This is a genomic window from Arcobacter sp. AHV-9/2010 (genome assembly GCF_004116575.1).
In the GTDB taxonomy this organism is placed as follows: domain Bacteria; phylum Campylobacterota; class Campylobacteria; order Campylobacterales; family Arcobacteraceae; genus Aliarcobacter; species Aliarcobacter skirrowii.
This window is the reverse complement of sequence record NZ_PDKH01000003.1, coordinates 238834-255363: the sequence shown is the minus strand read 5'-3', so window position 1 is coordinate 255363 and position 16530 is coordinate 238834. Positions and strand designations below refer to the sequence as shown.

The window sequence follows — 16530 nt, the reverse complement described above, 5'->3', positions numbered from 1 at the left end:
TAAATCCTTCTTTTTTTAGGATTTATTATGGACTTAAATATTGATTTTTTAATCATCTTTTCAATAATTTTATTTTTTTCTTCTTTAGTTCAAGGAAGTATTGGTTTTGGTTTTCCTTTAATCTCAACTCCTCTTTTAGCAATGATTACAGATATGAAAACAGCTATTTTGTATGTTGCTATTCCTACACTTTTGATTAATTTAATAGCTATTTTTAGTGAAGGAAACTTTTTAAATGCTATAAAAAGATTTTATCCTTTGGCAATTTTTGCGATGATAGGAAGTGCTATTGGTACACAAATATTAATCTATAGTAGTTCTGAAATTTTTAAATTATTATTGGCAATCTCAATTATTTTTTATTTACTAATTCAAAAATTCAAATTTGAAATGGTTTGGGTAAAAAATAAACCTAAAACTTCACTTGTTATATTTGGATTAAGTGCTGGAATTATAGGTGGTTTAACAAATGTTATGGCTTTGGTTTTAATAATATATTCTTTAGAATCAAAACATTCAAGAAAAGAGATAATTCAGTCTTCAAATATATGTTTTTTGTTTGGAAAACTTATTCAAATTATGCTTTTCGGAATTCATGGTTCATTTACGCAAGAGTTATTAACAATTTCTTTTAGTAGTTTAATACTTGTTGTAGTTGCAATGGTTATTGGACTTAAAATAAAGAACAAAATTCCGCAAGAAAATTATAATAAAGTTATAAAAGGATTTTTATTTTTAATGGCGATAGCATTAATGTATCAAACGATTTTTTAAAAGGAAGTTAGACTTCCTTTTAATTTTTTATATAAATATAAATACACCTAAAAGAATAACTGCTAAATACAATCCTCCAAAGATAGCTCCTAAACCCCACCATCTAGCTTGAGATATATATCCAGCACCATACCAAATTGGATTTGGTCCACTTCCATAAGGAGTGATAATTCCCATAACTCCTAAACTTCCTGCAAGTAAAACCATAAATGGAATTATTTGATCTGCTGGTATAAATGTTGTTGCAATAACCATAAATAGAGGAACTAATGCAGTAACATGAGCAGTTGTACTAGCAAAGAAGTAGTGAAGTACATAAAATAAAACAAGTAGTGATACTATTAAAGCCATTGTATCAAGTCCTGATAGCATCGATTCAGAGTTTTTACCTATAAAATCTAAAACACCAACTCTTTTTAATCCATCAGCTAGTGCAACCAAAGTGGCGAACCAGATAAATACATTAAATGCAGCTTTTTCACTAAGCAAGTCATCCCAAGAGATAATTCCTGTAAGAACCATAACAGTCATAACACAAATAGCAGTTGTTGTAGCATTTATTCCTATCTCTTTTCCAAAAATCCAAAGAACTAAAGCAACAATTGCAAGTCCTGCCATTAAATACTCTTTAAATGTAACATTTCCTAGTTTTTTCAGCTCTTCTGCTGCCCATTTTGGAGCTTCAGGAGATCTTTTTTGTGTTGGTGGATAAATAACATAAGTTAACCAAGGAGTTAGTAAAAATAGTGGAATCATAATCGGAACCATGATAGTTGCCCACTCCATCCAAGTAAGTGTATGTTGTGTATGTCTTCCCATTAAATCAACTGCAAGTAAGTTTGGAGCAAGAGCTGTTAAAAACATAGAGCTTGTAACAGAAGTTGAAGCTATTGCTACCCAAGTGATATAAGATCCTATTTTTCTTGGCTCATTGTTTGGTAATGAGTTGAAAATTTGTGGAATATTAATAGCTATTGGATAGATAGTTCCAGCACTTCTTGCAGTGTTTGATGGCATAAATGGAGCTAAAACTAAATCAGAAAATGCAACTGCATATCCTAAACCTAAAGTGCTTTTACCCATATATTTAACCATAATTAGTGAAACTCTTTTCCCAAGACCTGTTTTTTTGTAACCAAGTGCAAACATAAAAGCTGCAAATATTAACCAAATAACACTATTGCTAAAACCAGATAATGCCCAGTTTATACTCATTGTTGGATTTCCTATTAATCCTAATGCAGCTATTAAAGCTACACCTGCAAAACCAATTAGCGCTGCTGGAATTGGTTCAAGAATAAGTCCAACAACTACAGCTAAAAATATTGCTAAAAAATGCCATGCATTTTGTGACAAACCTTCAGGTGCTGGTATAAACCACATAACAACTGCTACAAGAACAGGTATTAGTAGTTTTATATTTCGTGCCGACATAAAAACTCCTTATAAAAAAATTAAGCAATTATAATATATTTTTATTACAATCTTATTATAAGATAAAATTAAATGTTTAAAAAATGTGATAAAAGATATAAAAATGTTATACATACAAAATAAATCTTGATTGCATAAACAATATTTAATTTAAAAATCTCCTTTGGACTACAAGAGTATCTTGAACTTAAAGTTAGATTTAAGCCAGATATTGGAGAGGTTGATACTGTTGTTGCCCATGACATCAAAAAAGTCATAGCAAGAAGAGTGTGATTTGCGTTGACAAAAAAATCTCCCAAAATTGATATAGATATAATTGGATGAATTCCAATAAAACCTAAGATTATAAAAGTAAGTAAAACAACTGAAGCTGCTTTGTAATCAAAAATTTCAAAAGGGAGTTTAAAATCAAATGATAAAAGAGTAGTTCCTATAAAAATTCCAAAAATACCAGCTACTAAAAATAGTGTTAATTCACTCTTCATCTTTGGTAAATCATCAATAATATAAAATTTTAATATTTTAAAACTTTCAAAAAAACCTTTTTTTATAGGTAAAATAAAAAGTGTAAGAAGTAAAGAGAAGAGTGAGATTAAAACAATAATTTTAAGATCTTCGTAAAAATGGTGAGTAAATAGAACAAAAATAGCTAATAGAAGTGGAATAAAAAGTGTTTGTAAAGATAGAGGATAACCTCTAAACTCTTTTAAATCAAATTTTTTATTGTAATTTACCTCTAAGAGTGTAATTATAAAAGTTGCTATTGCTAAAAATATTCCAAAAAATATTATTGTAAGTGTTTGTAAATTTGGAGCATAAGTAATAGCAGCTGCAAATGCCACAAAAAAAGGTGACCAGTAAGCATCACTTGCAAATGAACGAGTAAGCAAAACAATTTGTAATGCGGTTAATTTTCCTTTTTTATACATTTTATCAGCAACTAAAAGTAGGGCTGATAGATTTATAACTGAACCAAATAGATGAATACTTAAATATGTTTTTATAAATGAGCTTTTTCCACTTGGAAGTTCAATACTTTTTTCACTTCTAGGAGTTGCAATAAGTTTTAAAAATCCAACTGCTATTAAAAGATTTAGAAGATATAAATTTATACTAAATGCTTTATAAAAATCTATTTTTATATCGTTAAAGTAGCAGTATAAAAGCGATAAAAAGGATAAAAGTAGAAGTATTGATATAAGTTTTCTCTTTTTTAATGTAAAAAACAAAATTGTAGCAGCTATCCAAATTGATACAACAGCTACTATTTGAAGATTTTCATTAAAAAAGTATGAGTAGAGTGTAAAAATAAATGATAAAAATATTAAAAAGCCTGAAAATCTTGAAAGTGCTAACATAAAAATCCTATATATTAAAATCGTATTATATTAAAACTTAGTATAATTCAAGGAAAAAAGGAAAAAATTGATAAGACTTGGTTCAAATTCGCCAACACGAGCAAAGATATTAAAAGATTTTAAGATTGATTTTATACAAAGTGGTGGAAGTTTTGATGAAGATAGTATAACAACTTCAAATCCAAAAGAGTTTTGCTATGCAGCTACAAAGGGAAAATTTGATGAGTTGCATAATAAATATGGAGTTGAAATACCACTTTTGGTTGCTGATAGTGTAGTAACTTGTGAAGGTAAACTTTTAAGAAAAGCAAAAGATTATGAAGATGCAAAAAATATGTTAGAACTTCAAAGTGGAAATAAAACTTCAGTAATTACTTGTATGATTTATAAATCAAAAACTTTTGAGCTAATTGATATATCTATTACAAGTTATGAGTTTAAAAATTTTAAAAAAGATGATCTTTTAAACTATTTAAAAAGTGGTGAGTGCTTTGGAAAAGCTGGAGCAATTATGGTTGAAGGTTTTTGTAAACCTTATATAAAAAAGGTATCTGGTCTTGAAACTACAGCTATGGGGCTTAGTATTGAAAAATTAATACCTTTTTTAAAACTATAAAGTTTTAAAAAGGTCTTTGTTTAAAGCTACAACTAAAGCTACAACTAAAAGCAATACTACAAAACTAATTAACATAATGTTCCAATTAAATGCTTTGTATATCATTGATGGAACAAGTGAGCCTGTTGCTCCCCCTAGATAATAAAAGGTTAAATACATTCCAGAAGTTAAAGATTTTTGTGATTTTTGCATAGAGTTTGCAAGTTGTGTACTAACTGTATGAGCTGTAAACATTCCTATACAAACTAAAAATAGAAGTAAAAAAAGATATAAAATATTTTCTATAAATAGTGATGATATAGTAAATATAAAAAATATTGTTGCATACAATATAGTATTTATTTCACCCTTGAAAAAAGTTACTATTTTTTTAGAGTTTAATGATACTAAAATTCCCATTCCATATCCTAAATATAAAAGAGCAATTCGAAACTCAGAAAACTCACTTGATAACTCTTTTGCTCTAAATGGTAGCACATTTAAAACACCTGAAAATACAAAAAATATACAAAACATTACAAAATATACGATTACAAATCTTCTATCTTTTAAAATATTTAATACATCTGAAATTTTTGGTTTTATAATATTGGCTTCCCCATTAAAGTTTAGTTTTTTAATTAATAAAATAGAGATAAATATAGCAAGAGAGAGAGAGTAAAATACATATTCATATGAAAAAGTTGTTGCAATAAACCCTGAAAAAACTCTTCCAACAAGTCCTCCAAAAACTGTTCCAGCAACATAAATAGACATATTAAATTTAATATTATCTTTATCTATATTTGCCAATATACTCATAAGTGAAGTTAAAATTGCTGGAATTACTAAAGCTTCACAAACTCTAAAAAATAAAAATAGTTCATAACTATTTGCTAAACCTAAGAAAATATTTGTAATTAGTAAAACAATTGATGCATTTATTAACATCTTTTTTGCACAAACTTTCTCTAAAATATAACCATATATTATTGGAGCAACTGCTAAAAAGAACAAAATCACAGCTGTAAAAAGTGAAGCTTCTGTAATTGTTACTTCAAATTTTGAAGCTAAAAGTGGTTGAAGTGGTTGAGTTGCATACATTACAGACATTGTAACAATTAGTCCATAGATGATAATTAATAGATTACTTTTCAAAATCGATTACCTAGCCTTTAAAAAAAGGTAATTCTACTCTTAAAAATATTTGTTTAAAGTTAAGCAAAATAGTAAAACTAGGGGAAAATCCCTAGTTTTTAATCAAATGAAGGTTTTGGAGTTTTATCGTTTGATTCTGGAAGTTGTGGATAAACAATAGCTGGTTTAGTACCTGTTAATGATTTTAAGAAAGTTACAATTTTAGAAGCATCACTATTTGATATATTAATACCTAATTGAACAGATCCCATCTCTTTAACTGCCTCTGCTAAAGACCAGATTTGACCATTATGGAAATATGGAGCTGTTTCAGTAATATTTCTTAAAGATGGTGTTTTAACCATACCATTTTCATCACCTGTAAAGTCACCAACACTTATAAATTTGTATTGATTTGCAACTTGGAATGGTTGCATTGTTCCACCAAGAGCAATTCCTGTATGACAAGCTGTACAACCTTTGTTTAAGAATAACTCTAATCCCTCTTTTTCAGCTTTAGTTAAAGCATTAACATCACCTTCTAAGAATTTATCAAATCTTGATGGTGTAACTAAAGTTCTTTCAAATGTAGCAATTGCACTTGTGATTTTATCAAAATCAACTTTTGTATTTTTCCCATAAGCTTTTTTAAACTCATCTACATAAGCTGGAATTGAATTAATTCTCTCTTCTACAAGTGCTGGAGGTGCAGCCATCTCTGGACCAGCTTGAATTGGACCTGCTGCTTGATCAGCTAAGTGAGGACTTCTTCCATCCCAAAATTGTGCTTTAAAGAACACTGAGTTATAAACTGTTGGAGAGTTTAAGTGGTGTGGATTTGCAGTCCATCCATGTCCAATTGCAACAGGAACACCATCAGCTCCACCAAGTGCTAGATTATGACATGTATTACAAGATATTAAATTACTTCTTGAAAGTCTTGGATCAAAATATAATTTTTTTCCAAGTTCAACTTTTGCATCTGTTATTGGATCTGCTTTATCATCAATTAATTTCATTAAAGCTTTTTTATCTGATGGAATAGGCTCCAAACCAAAGTTTTTTGATTTTGTGATTAATGCTTGATCAGCAAAAAGTGTAGTTGCACCTAAAAATAGTGCTAAAGAAATTTTTAGTTTCATATAAAATCCTCCTAAATGATTTAAGAAATCATAGGAAAATTTTTGTTAATTAGAGCTTAGTTTTATCTATTTTTATAAATAATATTATAATTTTTACTTATAAAATAGGAGATAAAATATCCTATTTTATCTTTTCAACTAACTGTATTGGAAGCAGACCTAAAGAGTCTTCAACAAGCTTAGTGTCGCCATGTTCTATAAAGCTATCTTCAAATTCAAATGATTTTAAAGAGATGTTTTTTATATTCTCTTCATTTAAAGCCTCTAAAATAGCACTTGCAACACCGCTTTGTTTTTGTGAATCACTAAAAACATACCAAGAGTCATATTTTTTTGATAAATCTTTTAAGATATTTTTATCTATTGGTTTTACAAATCTTAAATCTAATATTGCTATATCTTCACTATGAAGTTTTTCAACTTCAATAGCTTTTGATACACCACTTCCATATCCAATGAAAAGTTTATTTGAAGTTCCATTTTTAAGTAGTTCCGCTTTTCCTAACTCAAATTTAGAAGCTTTGTACTCTAAATCTTTAAATGAACCTCTTGGATATCTAATTGCACATGGATTTTTTAAACTATAAGCAAACTCTAAAGATAATTCCAATGTTTTGTTATCTCTTGGAGCAAATAAAATCATATTAGGAATAAATCTTAAAAAATTAATATCAAAAGCTCCTTGATGAGTCTCACCATCATTTCCAACAATTCCAGCTCTATCCATTGCAAAAACAACAGGTAGATTCATAATACAAACATCATGAATTATCTGATCAAAACCTCTTTGTAAAAATGTAGAATAAATTGTAACAAAAGGTTTAAAACCCTCTTTTGCCATGGCTGCCATTGAAGTAACAGCATGTTGTTCAGCAATTGCTACATCCCAAAAACGAGAAGGAAACTCTTTCATTAATTTATCCATTCCAGTTCCGCTTGGCATGGCAGCAGTTACGCCAACAATATTTTTATATTTTTTTGCTAAATTTAGTAAAGAGTTAGAAAATACTTCAGTTGCACTTTTTTCGGTAGCTTTTTTGATAAACTCTCCATCTTCAACATTAAAAGGTCCAACTCCATGCCACTTTTCATGTTGTCCTTCAGCAATTTTATAACCTTTTCCTTTTACAGTTCTTGCGTGAACAATTACTGGCTTTTTCATAGATTTGGCTATCTCTAAAGTCTCTATAATCTCTTTTATATCATGCCCATCAATTGGACCAATATAATCAATTCCCATCTCTTCAAATAAAATACCAGGAGTTATTAATTTAATTGAGCTCTCAATTCTTTTTGCTAAATAAGTTGTACCTTCTGGCATATTGTTTCGTATAAATTTATCAACTGTTGCTTTAAAACTTTGATAAGTTTTTCCAGCTAATATTTTTGATAGATATTTTGAAATTGCACCAATTGGTTTTGCAATACTCATTTCATTGTCATTTAAAATTATTACAACTGGGAGTTTTAAATCTCCTAGTTCGTTTAGAGCTTCATAAACCATTCCAGCGCTCATAGAACCATCTCCAATCATTACAACTGGAACTCTATTTTCGCCTTTTAATTTTATAGCTTTTGCTGCTCCAACTGCAAGTGAGATAGAAGTTGAGCTATGCCCAGCTACAAAGTAATCAGCAGAGCTCTCATTTGGTTTTGTAAAGCCACTTAATCCACCAAATTGTCTAATTGTTTCAAACTCATCCCATCTAGAAGTTAAAAGTTTGTGAGGGTAACATTGATGAGAAACATCAAATATAAATGGATCACTATTTACACCAAAAACTTTGTGCATTCCAATAGTTAATTCAACAGCACCAAGTGTTGATGAGAAGTGCCCACCTTTTCTTGATACTACATCAATTATTCGCTCTCTTATTTTACAAGATAGCTCTTTTAACTCTTCAGTTGATTTATCTTTTATTTGCATTTTAAATCTATTTTAACTCTTCTAAAACTTCATTAAGGAGTTTAAAAAACTTCGTATTTTGTGCTTGAGTCCCAATTGTAACTCTAATTGCATTAAGACCATAACCTGTTAAATCTCTAATAATCATTCCTCTTTCTAAAAGTTTTTGAGCAATCTCTTTTGAAATAAAGTTTTTGAATAAAATCGTAATAAAATTTGTATATGAAGGTATATATTCAAAACCATTATCTTGGCAATATTTTTCATATCTTTTCATCTGTTTAAAGTTTTTATCAATACAATCATCTACAAACTCTTGATCTTTTAAAGCTTCAATAGCAGCTGCTAAACTTAAAGTTGTAATATTAAAAGGAGCTCTTATTTTATAAAAAGTTGAAATTATATCCTCATTTGCCAAACCATAACCAACTCTCATTCCCCCAAGGGCATATGCTTTTGAGAATGTTCCAAGATAGATTGCATTTGGAAATTTTTCTATTAAATCTTTTGGGCAAATTCTTTTTTTCTCATCTTTAAAACTAGCGTACTCTTGATATGCACCATCAACTATAACTAATGTGTTTTTATCAATAGTTTCTAAAAATTCATAAACTTCATCTTTATCTAAACACTCTCCTAGTGGATTGTTTGGAATACAAAGAAAAATTACATCAGCTCCATGTTTTTTATAAAGTTTACTAAACTCTTTTAAGTTGTGTTGAGAAGATTTTGTTTTGATAATCTTTGCACCAACTTGCTTTGCATATATTTCATACATAGCAAATGTTGTTTGAGCCATTAAAACTTTTGAATTCTTTTTACATTTTGCATGAATTGCAAACTCTAAAATTTGATCACTTCCAGAACCAATAATTACATTTTTGCTATTAAGATTGAACTTATTTGCCAAAGCTGCTTTTAGTTCAAACATAGAGTCATCTGGGTATAAGTACATATTTTTTGCTAAACTCTCAATCTTTGCAACAACTTTTGGACTTGTTCCATAAGGATTCTCATTTGATGCAAGTTTTACAACATCTTTTTGATTAATTCCATACTCTCTTACAACTAACTCAATTGGTTTTCCAGCCTCATAAGTTGATAAATTTTTCAACACTTTATTAAATTTCATTTTTGCTCCTTGCTTAATTTATATATCTTTTATCTCTTTTACATAAGAGCCCAAAACTTTTATACTACTCTTATGTTTATCTAAAATCTCTTTAACATTTTCATCATCTTTATGTCCATCAAAATCTATAAAAAATATAGATATTCCCTCAACAATATGAGATTTTATTTTTGTTAAATTTATTCCAGCATTATTAAAATCATTTAGAAATTTTACAAGTGCTCCTTGAGTATCTGGAAGATTTACCAAAATCGATGTTTTGTCATTTCCACTTTGAGAATTTTCAAAATCACTTAATATGAAAAATCTTGTTTTATTGTTATCTTTATCTTCAATATTTTCAAATAAGATTGGAAGATTATAAAGCTTTGCCGCAACATGAGAACATATTGCAGCACTATTTGCTTCAATTGCTGCTAATTTTGCTGCTTTTGTTGTTGATTCAACTGGAATTAATTCAACTTCATTTAAACCAAAATTATTTAAAAATTTTCTACACTGATCAAATGCTATATCTTTTGAATATATCTTTTTTATATCGCTTATTTTATCACAAGTTGTTGCAAGTGTGTGATGAATATTTAATACAACTTCAGCAACAATTTTTGAGTTAAAATTTGTAAAACCATTTATTGTGTCGTTTACAATTCCATTTGAAGAGTTTTCAATTGGCACAACACCAAATTTTATCTTTTTTGATTCTAACTCTTTAAAAATTCCCAAAATTGAGCTAATAGATACATAAGAGCTCATAGCTCCAAATCTACTCTCAGCTGCTTGATGAGTAAAGCTTCCTTGGGGACCTAAATAGCCAATGTTTTCTGGTAGTTCAATATTTCTAGATATTGCAAAAATCTCTAAAAATAGAGCTTCAATAGCACTTCTATTTAAAAGACCATTTTTTTCTCTATTAATTCTATCAAGTCTATCAATAATAGCCTTCTCTCTATCAGGTCTATATATTGCTCCACCACTTTTTGCTTTTAAGGCTCCAACTTTATGAACTAGTTGCATTCTTTCATCTAAAAGTTCAAGAAGTTTATTATCAATACTATCTAGCTTATTTCTTAATTCAAGTAAGCCATCTTCACAACTTGCCATACAAAATCCTTATTTTATAAACTCTTCTTCTAAAGCTATTAAATCTTCAAATTTTTCTCTTCTTCTAATTAACCTATCAACACCATTTTCAACTGCAATCTCTGCAACTCTTCCTCTTGTGTTGTAGTTACTAGCCATTGTAAATCCATAAGCTCCAGCACTGTGAATTACAACTAAATCATTAGGTTGTGTCTCTTGCAAATCTATATTTTTTGCAAAAAAATCACCACTTTCGCAAACAGGTCCTACAAGGTTACAATCTGAGAAGTTTTTATTATCATTTAAAACTTCAATTTTATGATAGGCATTATATAAAGCAGGTCTTATTAAATCATTCATAGCTCCATCAACAATAACAAATCTCTTATTTCCATTTGTTTTTTCATATAAAACTTTTGTTATAAAGTATCCAGAGTTCCCAACAATAAATCTTCCTGGTTCACAAATAACAGTTAAATCAAGACCAAACATAGAGTCTAAAATTGATTGTGCATACTCATATGTATCAATTAGTTTCTCTTCATCATAAATAATTCCTAAACCACCACCAACATCCATAAATGATAGTTCAATTTTAATAGCTTTTAAGTTTCTTACTAAATCAGCCACAATTTTAACAGCATCTTTAATTGGTTGAAGTTGAGTAAGTTGTGATCCAATGTGACAATGAATTCCAGTTGGCTCTAAAAAATCGCTATTTTTACACTGAATATACATTCTTTTTGCTGTATCAATATCTACTCCAAACTTATTTTCATGTAGTCCTGTTGAGATATATGGATGAGTTTGTGGATCTATATTTGGATTTACTCTTATTGAGATTCTTGCAACTTTGTTTAACTCTTTTGCTATTGTTTCAACTTTGTTCAACTCAGCAGCACTCTCTACATTTATAAGTAAAATATCAAGTTGTAAAGCCTCTTTTATCTCTTCATCACTTTTTCCAACTCCTGAGAAGATAATTTTATATGAAGGAATACCAACTTTTAATGCTCTTTTTACCTCTCCAATACTAACACAATCAGCACCAGCTCCTAAATTTGCAAGATGTTGTATTACACTTAAATTCGAGTTTGCTTTAACTGCATATGCAATTAGAGATTTTCTTGCTCTAAATGACTCTTTAAGTTCAGTATACTGTTTTTTAATGTAATCAAAATCATATACATAGTATGGTGTTTGATATTTTTGTGCAAGTGTTTTAAAATCTATATTCATAATTCTCCTAATCAAAGTTTATATTTATTTATCAGTACCATTCCAAGCAATTTTTGGTTTTCCATCTTCAAACTCAACTGCTGGCATACCCATTATATTAAATCCACTATCAACATGGTGAATTTCACCTGTTACCGCACTACTTAAATCACTAAGCAGGTACATTCCAGAGTTTCCAACTTCATCAATTGTTACATTTTTCTTTAATGGAGAGTGAGCCTCATTCCATTTAAGCATAAATCTAAAATCACCAATTCCAGCAGCTGCTAAAGTTTTAATTGGACCTGCACTAATAGCATTTACTCTAATTCCATCTTTTCCTAAATCTTCCGCTAGATATTTAGTAGTCATATCTAAAGCTGCTTTTGCAACTCCCATAAGATTGTAGTTTGGAATATATTTTTCTCCACCATAATATGTTAGAGTTAAAATTGAAGAGTTAGAAGATAAAAGAGGTTTTAGCTCTTTTGTAACTTCAATTAGTGAAAACACTGATATATCCATTGCAATATCAAATGCCTCTTTTGAGATATTGTGAAATCTTCCACTTAAACCCTCTTTTGGAGCAAATGCAATTGAGTGAACTATAAAATCAATCTCGCCTAAATCTTTTTGTAAAGATTCTCTTAAAGCAACTATCTCTTCAGGTTTAGAAACATCGCAAGGATAAACTAAATTAGAGCTTCCAAATTCAGCTGCTATTGGTTCAACTCTTTTTTTAAGAGCATCATTTAAATATGTAAATGCAATTTTTGCACCTTGTGCATGACAAGCTTTTGCAATTCCATAAGCAATTGATTTGTCATTTGCTACACCTAAAATAACACCTTTTTTACCCTTCATTATCATTATAAATCCTTTGTATTTTCTAAAATTTTTATAAAATCATCTATTTGCCAAGATGCAGTACCAATTAGTGCCCCATCAACATTTTTAATAGAGCAAATCTCTCTTACATTTTCAACTTTAACGCTTCCACCATAAAGCAAAGGTTTATTGATTTTTGATTTTATTGCACTGTGAACTTTTTTTATATCTTCGTTTGTTGCAGTAACACCTGTACCAATTGCCCAAACAGGCTCATAAGCAAGAATTAAATTTTCATAGCTTGTATCAATTCCAATAAACTGTTCATAGATATACTCTAAAGTTTTTTCTAAACCACTATTTTTAACCTCTAATGGCTCTCCAATACAGTAGATTATCTTGAAACCTAAGTTTTTATAAAACTCATATTTTTTTGCAATCTCTTCTTGAGTTTCACCTAAAATATGTCTTCTTTCACTATGACCTATTAATATAGTTTTAATTCCAAACTCATCAATTTGTAAACTTCCAATCTCACCTGTAAAAGAGCCATATTCTACGGCATAAGCATTTTGAACACCAATTTTAAGATTTGAAACTATATTAAAAGAGTCCAAAGATGTTGAAGTAGGGAATATGAAAACTTCATTTTGAATACTTTTTTCAATCATAAAAGAGTTTAATTTTTCAATATACTCTTTTGTACTCTTTCTTGTATGGTTTGTCTTAAAATTACTAGCAATAATTGCCATTTATTTATCATCCTCAATAACTAATGCTTTAACTCCAGGAAGAATTTTTCCTTCAATTAACTCTAAAGATGCTCCACCACCAGTGCTTATAAATGTCATATCATCTTCATCACCAGTAATTCTTACTAAATCAGCTGTATCTCCACCACCAACAACAGTTGTTGCATATGAACTAGCTACTGCGTGAGATATTTTTGTGCTTCCTTTTGCAAATTTTTCCATCTCATAAACACCCATTGGACCGTTCCACAAAATTGTATTTGCATCATTTAAAACTTCACTAAATAATAGGGCAGTTGCTGGTCCTATATCAAGTCCTATCCATGATTTTGGAATCTCTTGTACTGGAACAATTTTAGCAATTGCTTCAGCATCAAAAGCTTCAGCAACAACAATATCAACAGGAAGATATAGTTTTGTATCTTTCTGCTTTGCTAATTCCATAATTTTTAAGGCTTCAGGGATTAAATCCTCTTCAACAAGCGATTTTCCAATTTCATATCCTAAAGCTTTTAAGAATGTAAATGCCATTCCACCACCGATTACAATTTTATCAACCTTTGGAACAAGATTATAAAGTGCTTCAAGTTTTCCAGATACTTTTGATCCTCCAACTATTGATACAAATGGTCTTTTAGGATTTTCAACTATATGGTGGAAAAATTTAATCTCTTTTGCTAATAAAAATCCAGCAGCTTTGTGATTTATATCAAAATATTTCGCAATACCTTCAACAGATGAGTGAGCTCTGTGAGATACCCCAAAAGCATCATTTATATAAACATCAGCCATTGAAGCTAACTTTTTACTTAACTCTTCATCATTTTTTGTCTCACCAGCTTCAAATCTCATATTTTCTAAAAGCATTATTTCACCAGTTTTTAAATCCTTTGCCATCTGTATAGTTTTTTCACAAACTACATTTGGAGCTAATTTAATCTCTTGCTTTAATAAAATATGTAATCTTTTTGCAATAGGTGCTAAAGAGTATTTCTCTTCAAAACCACCTTTTGGTCTTCCAAAGTGACTAGCTAATATAACAGAGCAATCATTATCAATACAATATCTAATTGTATTTAAAGCACTTCGAATTCTTCTATCATCTGTAATGTTATTGTACTCATCAACTGGAACATTAAAGTCACATCTAATAAAAACTTTTTTACCAGCAATATCTATATTTTTAATCTCTTGTAACTTCATTTTATCCCTTATTTTTTTGCTATATAAACTGCTAAATCTACAAGTCTAGCAGAATATCCCCACTCATTATCATACCAGCTCATAACTTTTATCATATTTCCACCAATAACTTGAGTTAAGTCACTTGCAATAATTGTTGAGTTTGTATTTCCAACTAAATCGCTTGATACAAGCATTTCGTTATCAACTGCAACAATACCTTTTAGTTCTTCTGATTTTTGAGTAAATAAAGCATTTATTTCCTCTTTTGTAGTATCTTTTTTGATTACAAAGTTAACATCTACCATTGATACATTTGGAGTTGGAACTCTTACGCTTTGACCATGAAGTTTTCCATCAAGTTGTGGCATAATAAGTCGCATAGCTTTTGCAGCACCTGTGCTTGTAGGAATCATATTTGCAGCACCTGCTCTTGCTCTTCTTTTATCAGATTTATGTTTTACATCTAATATATTTTGGTCATTTGTATATGAGTGAATAGTTGTCATTAAACCTTTTTCAATTCCAAAAGCATCATCTATAATTTTAGCTATTGGTCCAAGGCAGTTTGTAGTACAAGATGCGTTTGAAACTATATTTTCACCATCATAAGTGTGCTCATTTACACCAATAACATAAGTTTTTGTATCATCTTTTGCAGGTGCGCTCATAACAACTTTTTTAGCACCATTATTTATATGAACTTGACATGACTCTTTTGTTAAATATGCTCCTGTGCACTCTAAAACAATCTCTGCACCGCAATCTTTTGTAAAAGTTAGTTCATTTGCATCTCTAGTTGAATATAATTTAGCATTTATTTTACCCATTTTTAGGTAACCATTTTCAACTTTTACATCACCATCAAAAGTTCCATGAACAGTATCATATTTTGTAATATATTCAAGCATTTCAGGTTTTGCAGTATCATTAATAGCAACCAGTTCAACATCATCTCTGTTGGCAATAATTCTAGCCACACATCTTCCTATTCTTCCAAATCCGTTTATTGCAACTTTAATAGCCATTTAATCCCTTTATAAAAATTCTAAATAGCAAATATTTTATCGAAAAATTGCTATAATATAATTTAATTCATAATTTGAGGTAAGTTTTTTTTGAAAATTGCAATTTTTGGTGGTAGTTTTGACCCAATACATTTAGCACATGAAAAGATAGTTAAGACTGCACTAGAAGTTTTAGATATTGATAAATTAATCATAGTTCCAACTTATCTAAATCCATTTAAAAAAGATTTTTTATTTGAGCCAGAGATTAGATTCAAGCTTTTAAAAAAAGTTTTTGAAGATGATAAAAGAGTTGAGGTTTGTGATTATGAGATTAAACAAAAAAAACTAAGCTACACTTATGAGACTATTAGATATATTAAAAGTTTATTAAATCCTAGCAAAATCTACTTCATAATAGGTGAAGATAATCTAAAATCTCTTTATAGATGGCACAATATTGATGAGCTAAAAGAGAATTTAGAGTTTGTTGTGGCTAAAAGAGCTGGATATAATCTCTTATCAAGCGAGTTTAAAACTCTTGATATAAATATAGATATTAGCTCTACAAGATTACGTGAAAAATTAGATTTAAACTATGTTCCAAAAGTTATTTGGGAAGATTTAAAAAACTTAAAAAAGGAAAAAATTGAAAAATAGAGTAGAGAATATAAAAGCTATTTTAGAAGATAAAAAAGCTGTTGATGTTGAACTTTTTGATTTGAAATCAAAAGAGTATTTAGTGGATTATGTTGTGATTGCTACAACTTTAAATCCAAAGCATGGTGCTGCACTTTTGGATTATTTAAAAACAGATTTAAAACCAAAAGGTGAAGAGTTTTTAAGAGTTGATGAAGATGAGAATTGGACTGTTATTGATTTAGGAGATATTTTTATTCATTTAATGAGTGAAAAATATAGAGAAAAATATAATCTTGAAGATTTTTTAGAGAGCTTTGCAAAGCCTAAAAACTAATGCCTAACA

General features: G+C 29.2%; 16 protein-coding genes. 4 read left to right on the top strand and 12 right to left on the bottom strand.

Going from position 1 to position 16530, the window contains the following annotated elements:
- The first annotated feature begins 27 nt into the window (after positions 1 to 27).
- A complete protein-coding gene (locus CRU94_RS06870) occupies positions 28 to 774 on the top strand; it encodes a sulfite exporter TauE/SafE family protein (RefSeq protein ID WP_129106036.1) in 747 nt (248 codons plus the stop codon).
- 27 nt (positions 775 to 801) lie between these two features.
- On the opposite strand, the gene CRU94_RS06865 is transcribed toward CRU94_RS06870, so the two are convergent.
- Positions 802 to 2208 (bottom strand): anion permease, encoded by a 1407-nt coding sequence (locus tag CRU94_RS06865; RefSeq protein WP_129106035.1) that lies wholly within the window; start codon positions 2206 to 2208, stop codon positions 802 to 804.
- A gap of 68 nt (positions 2209 to 2276) precedes the next feature.
- Positions 2277 to 3566, bottom strand: coding sequence for a tellurium resistance protein TerC (locus CRU94_RS06860; protein ID WP_129106034.1), 1290 nt, complete (start codon positions 3564 to 3566; stop codon positions 2277 to 2279).
- Positions 3567 to 3633: 67 nt separating this feature from the next.
- Here CRU94_RS06860 and maf point away from each other — a divergent pair, with 67 nt between their 5' ends.
- Positions 3634 to 4182, top strand: coding sequence for a septum formation inhibitor Maf (gene maf / locus CRU94_RS06855; RefSeq protein WP_129106033.1), 549 nt, complete (start codon positions 3634 to 3636; stop codon positions 4180 to 4182).
- Here the strand turns inward: maf and CRU94_RS06850 are convergent.
- The 10 genes from CRU94_RS06850 to gap form a co-directional block, all read right to left on the bottom strand.
- The gene (locus tag CRU94_RS06850) at positions 4177 to 5319 is read right to left on the bottom strand and encodes an MFS transporter (protein WP_258237421.1); all 1143 of its coding nucleotides are present in this window, start codon (positions 5317 to 5319) and stop codon (positions 4177 to 4179) included. The genes maf and CRU94_RS06850 overlap by 6 nt on opposite strands.
- A gap of 98 nt (positions 5320 to 5417) precedes the next feature.
- The gene (locus CRU94_RS06845; protein ID WP_129106032.1) at positions 5418 to 6440 is read right to left on the bottom strand and encodes a cytochrome-c peroxidase; all 1023 of its coding nucleotides are present in this window, start codon (positions 6438 to 6440) and stop codon (positions 5418 to 5420) included.
- A gap of 121 nt (positions 6441 to 6561) precedes the next feature.
- A complete protein-coding gene (gene dxs, locus CRU94_RS06840) occupies positions 6562 to 8367 on the bottom strand; it encodes a 1-deoxy-D-xylulose-5-phosphate synthase (RefSeq protein ID WP_129106031.1) in 1806 nt (601 codons plus the stop codon).
- A 7-nt stretch (positions 8368 to 8374) separates the two neighbouring features.
- Entirely contained in the window at positions 8375 to 9478 is a 1104-nt protein-coding gene (hisC, locus tag CRU94_RS06835) for a histidinol-phosphate transaminase (RefSeq protein WP_129106030.1), read from the bottom strand.
- Between the two features lie 18 nt (positions 9479 to 9496).
- On the bottom strand, positions 9497 to 10579 hold the full coding sequence (gene pheA, locus CRU94_RS06830) for a chorismate mutase (protein WP_129106029.1): 1083 nt from the start codon (positions 10577 to 10579) through the stop codon (positions 9497 to 9499).
- A gap of 9 nt (positions 10580 to 10588) precedes the next feature.
- Entirely contained in the window at positions 10589 to 11797 is a 1209-nt protein-coding gene (gene lysA / locus CRU94_RS06825) for a diaminopimelate decarboxylase (RefSeq protein WP_129106028.1), read from the bottom strand.
- Between the two features lie 24 nt (positions 11798 to 11821).
- Positions 11822 to 12646 (bottom strand): enoyl-ACP reductase FabI, encoded by an 825-nt coding sequence (gene fabI, locus CRU94_RS06820; RefSeq protein ID WP_129106027.1) that lies wholly within the window; start codon positions 12644 to 12646, stop codon positions 11822 to 11824.
- The gene (locus CRU94_RS06815) at positions 12646 to 13356 is read right to left on the bottom strand and encodes a triose-phosphate isomerase (RefSeq protein WP_129106026.1); all 711 of its coding nucleotides are present in this window, start codon (positions 13354 to 13356) and stop codon (positions 12646 to 12648) included. The genes fabI and CRU94_RS06815 overlap by 1 nt, the downstream gene beginning before the upstream one ends.
- Positions 13357 to 14559, bottom strand: coding sequence for a phosphoglycerate kinase (locus tag CRU94_RS06810; protein ID WP_129106025.1), 1203 nt, complete (start codon positions 14557 to 14559; stop codon positions 13357 to 13359).
- 8 nt (positions 14560 to 14567) lie between these two features.
- On the bottom strand, positions 14568 to 15566 hold the full coding sequence (gap, locus tag CRU94_RS06805; protein WP_129106024.1) for a type I glyceraldehyde-3-phosphate dehydrogenase: 999 nt from the start codon (positions 15564 to 15566) through the stop codon (positions 14568 to 14570).
- A gap of 90 nt (positions 15567 to 15656) precedes the next feature.
- Between gap and nadD the strand changes: the two genes are divergently transcribed.
- Both nadD and rsfS read left to right on the top strand, forming a co-directional pair.
- On the top strand, positions 15657 to 16205 hold the full coding sequence (gene nadD / locus CRU94_RS06800) for a nicotinate (nicotinamide) nucleotide adenylyltransferase (RefSeq protein ID WP_066351476.1): 549 nt from the start codon (positions 15657 to 15659) through the stop codon (positions 16203 to 16205).
- Positions 16195 to 16521, top strand: coding sequence for a ribosome silencing factor (gene rsfS, locus CRU94_RS06795; RefSeq protein ID WP_066351473.1), 327 nt, complete (start codon positions 16195 to 16197; stop codon positions 16519 to 16521). Before nadD ends, rsfS begins: the two co-directional genes overlap by 11 nt.
- Positions 16522 to 16530 lie beyond the last annotated feature (9 nt).

Coding starts and splice junctions, on each gene's coding strand:
- CRU94_RS06860 (WP_129106034.1), bottom strand. CDS start 3,566: ATGTTAGCACTTTCAAGATTTTCAGGCTTTTTAATATTTTTATCATTT.
- fabI (WP_129106027.1), bottom strand. CDS start 12,646: ATGATAATGAAGGGTAAAAAAGGTGTTATTTTAGGTGTAGCAAATGAC.
- CRU94_RS06815 (WP_129106026.1), bottom strand. CDS start 13,356: ATGGCAATTATTGCTAGTAATTTTAAGACAAACCATACAAGAAAGAGT.
- CRU94_RS06810 (WP_129106025.1), bottom strand. CDS start 14,559: ATGAAGTTACAAGAGATTAAAAATATAGATATTGCTGGTAAAAAAGTT.
- CRU94_RS06845 (WP_129106032.1), bottom strand. CDS start 6,440: ATGAAACTAAAAATTTCTTTAGCACTATTTTTAGGTGCAACTACACTT.
- dxs (WP_129106031.1), bottom strand. CDS start 8,367: ATGCAAATAAAAGATAAATCAACTGAAGAGTTAAAAGAGCTATCTTGT.
- CRU94_RS06865 (WP_129106035.1), bottom strand. CDS start 2,208: ATGTCGGCACGAAATATAAAACTACTAATACCTGTTCTTGTAGCAGTT.
- gap (WP_129106024.1), bottom strand. CDS start 15,566: ATGGCTATTAAAGTTGCAATAAACGGATTTGGAAGAATAGGAAGATGT.
- pheA (WP_129106029.1), bottom strand. CDS start 10,579: ATGGCAAGTTGTGAAGATGGCTTACTTGAATTAAGAAATAAGCTAGAT.
- hisC (WP_129106030.1), bottom strand. CDS start 9,478: ATGAAATTTAATAAAGTGTTGAAAAATTTATCAACTTATGAGGCTGGA.
- CRU94_RS06870 (WP_129106036.1), top strand. CDS start 28: ATGGACTTAAATATTGATTTTTTAATCATCTTTTCAATAATTTTATTT.
- lysA (WP_129106028.1), bottom strand. CDS start 11,797: ATGAATATAGATTTTAAAACACTTGCACAAAAATATCAAACACCATAC.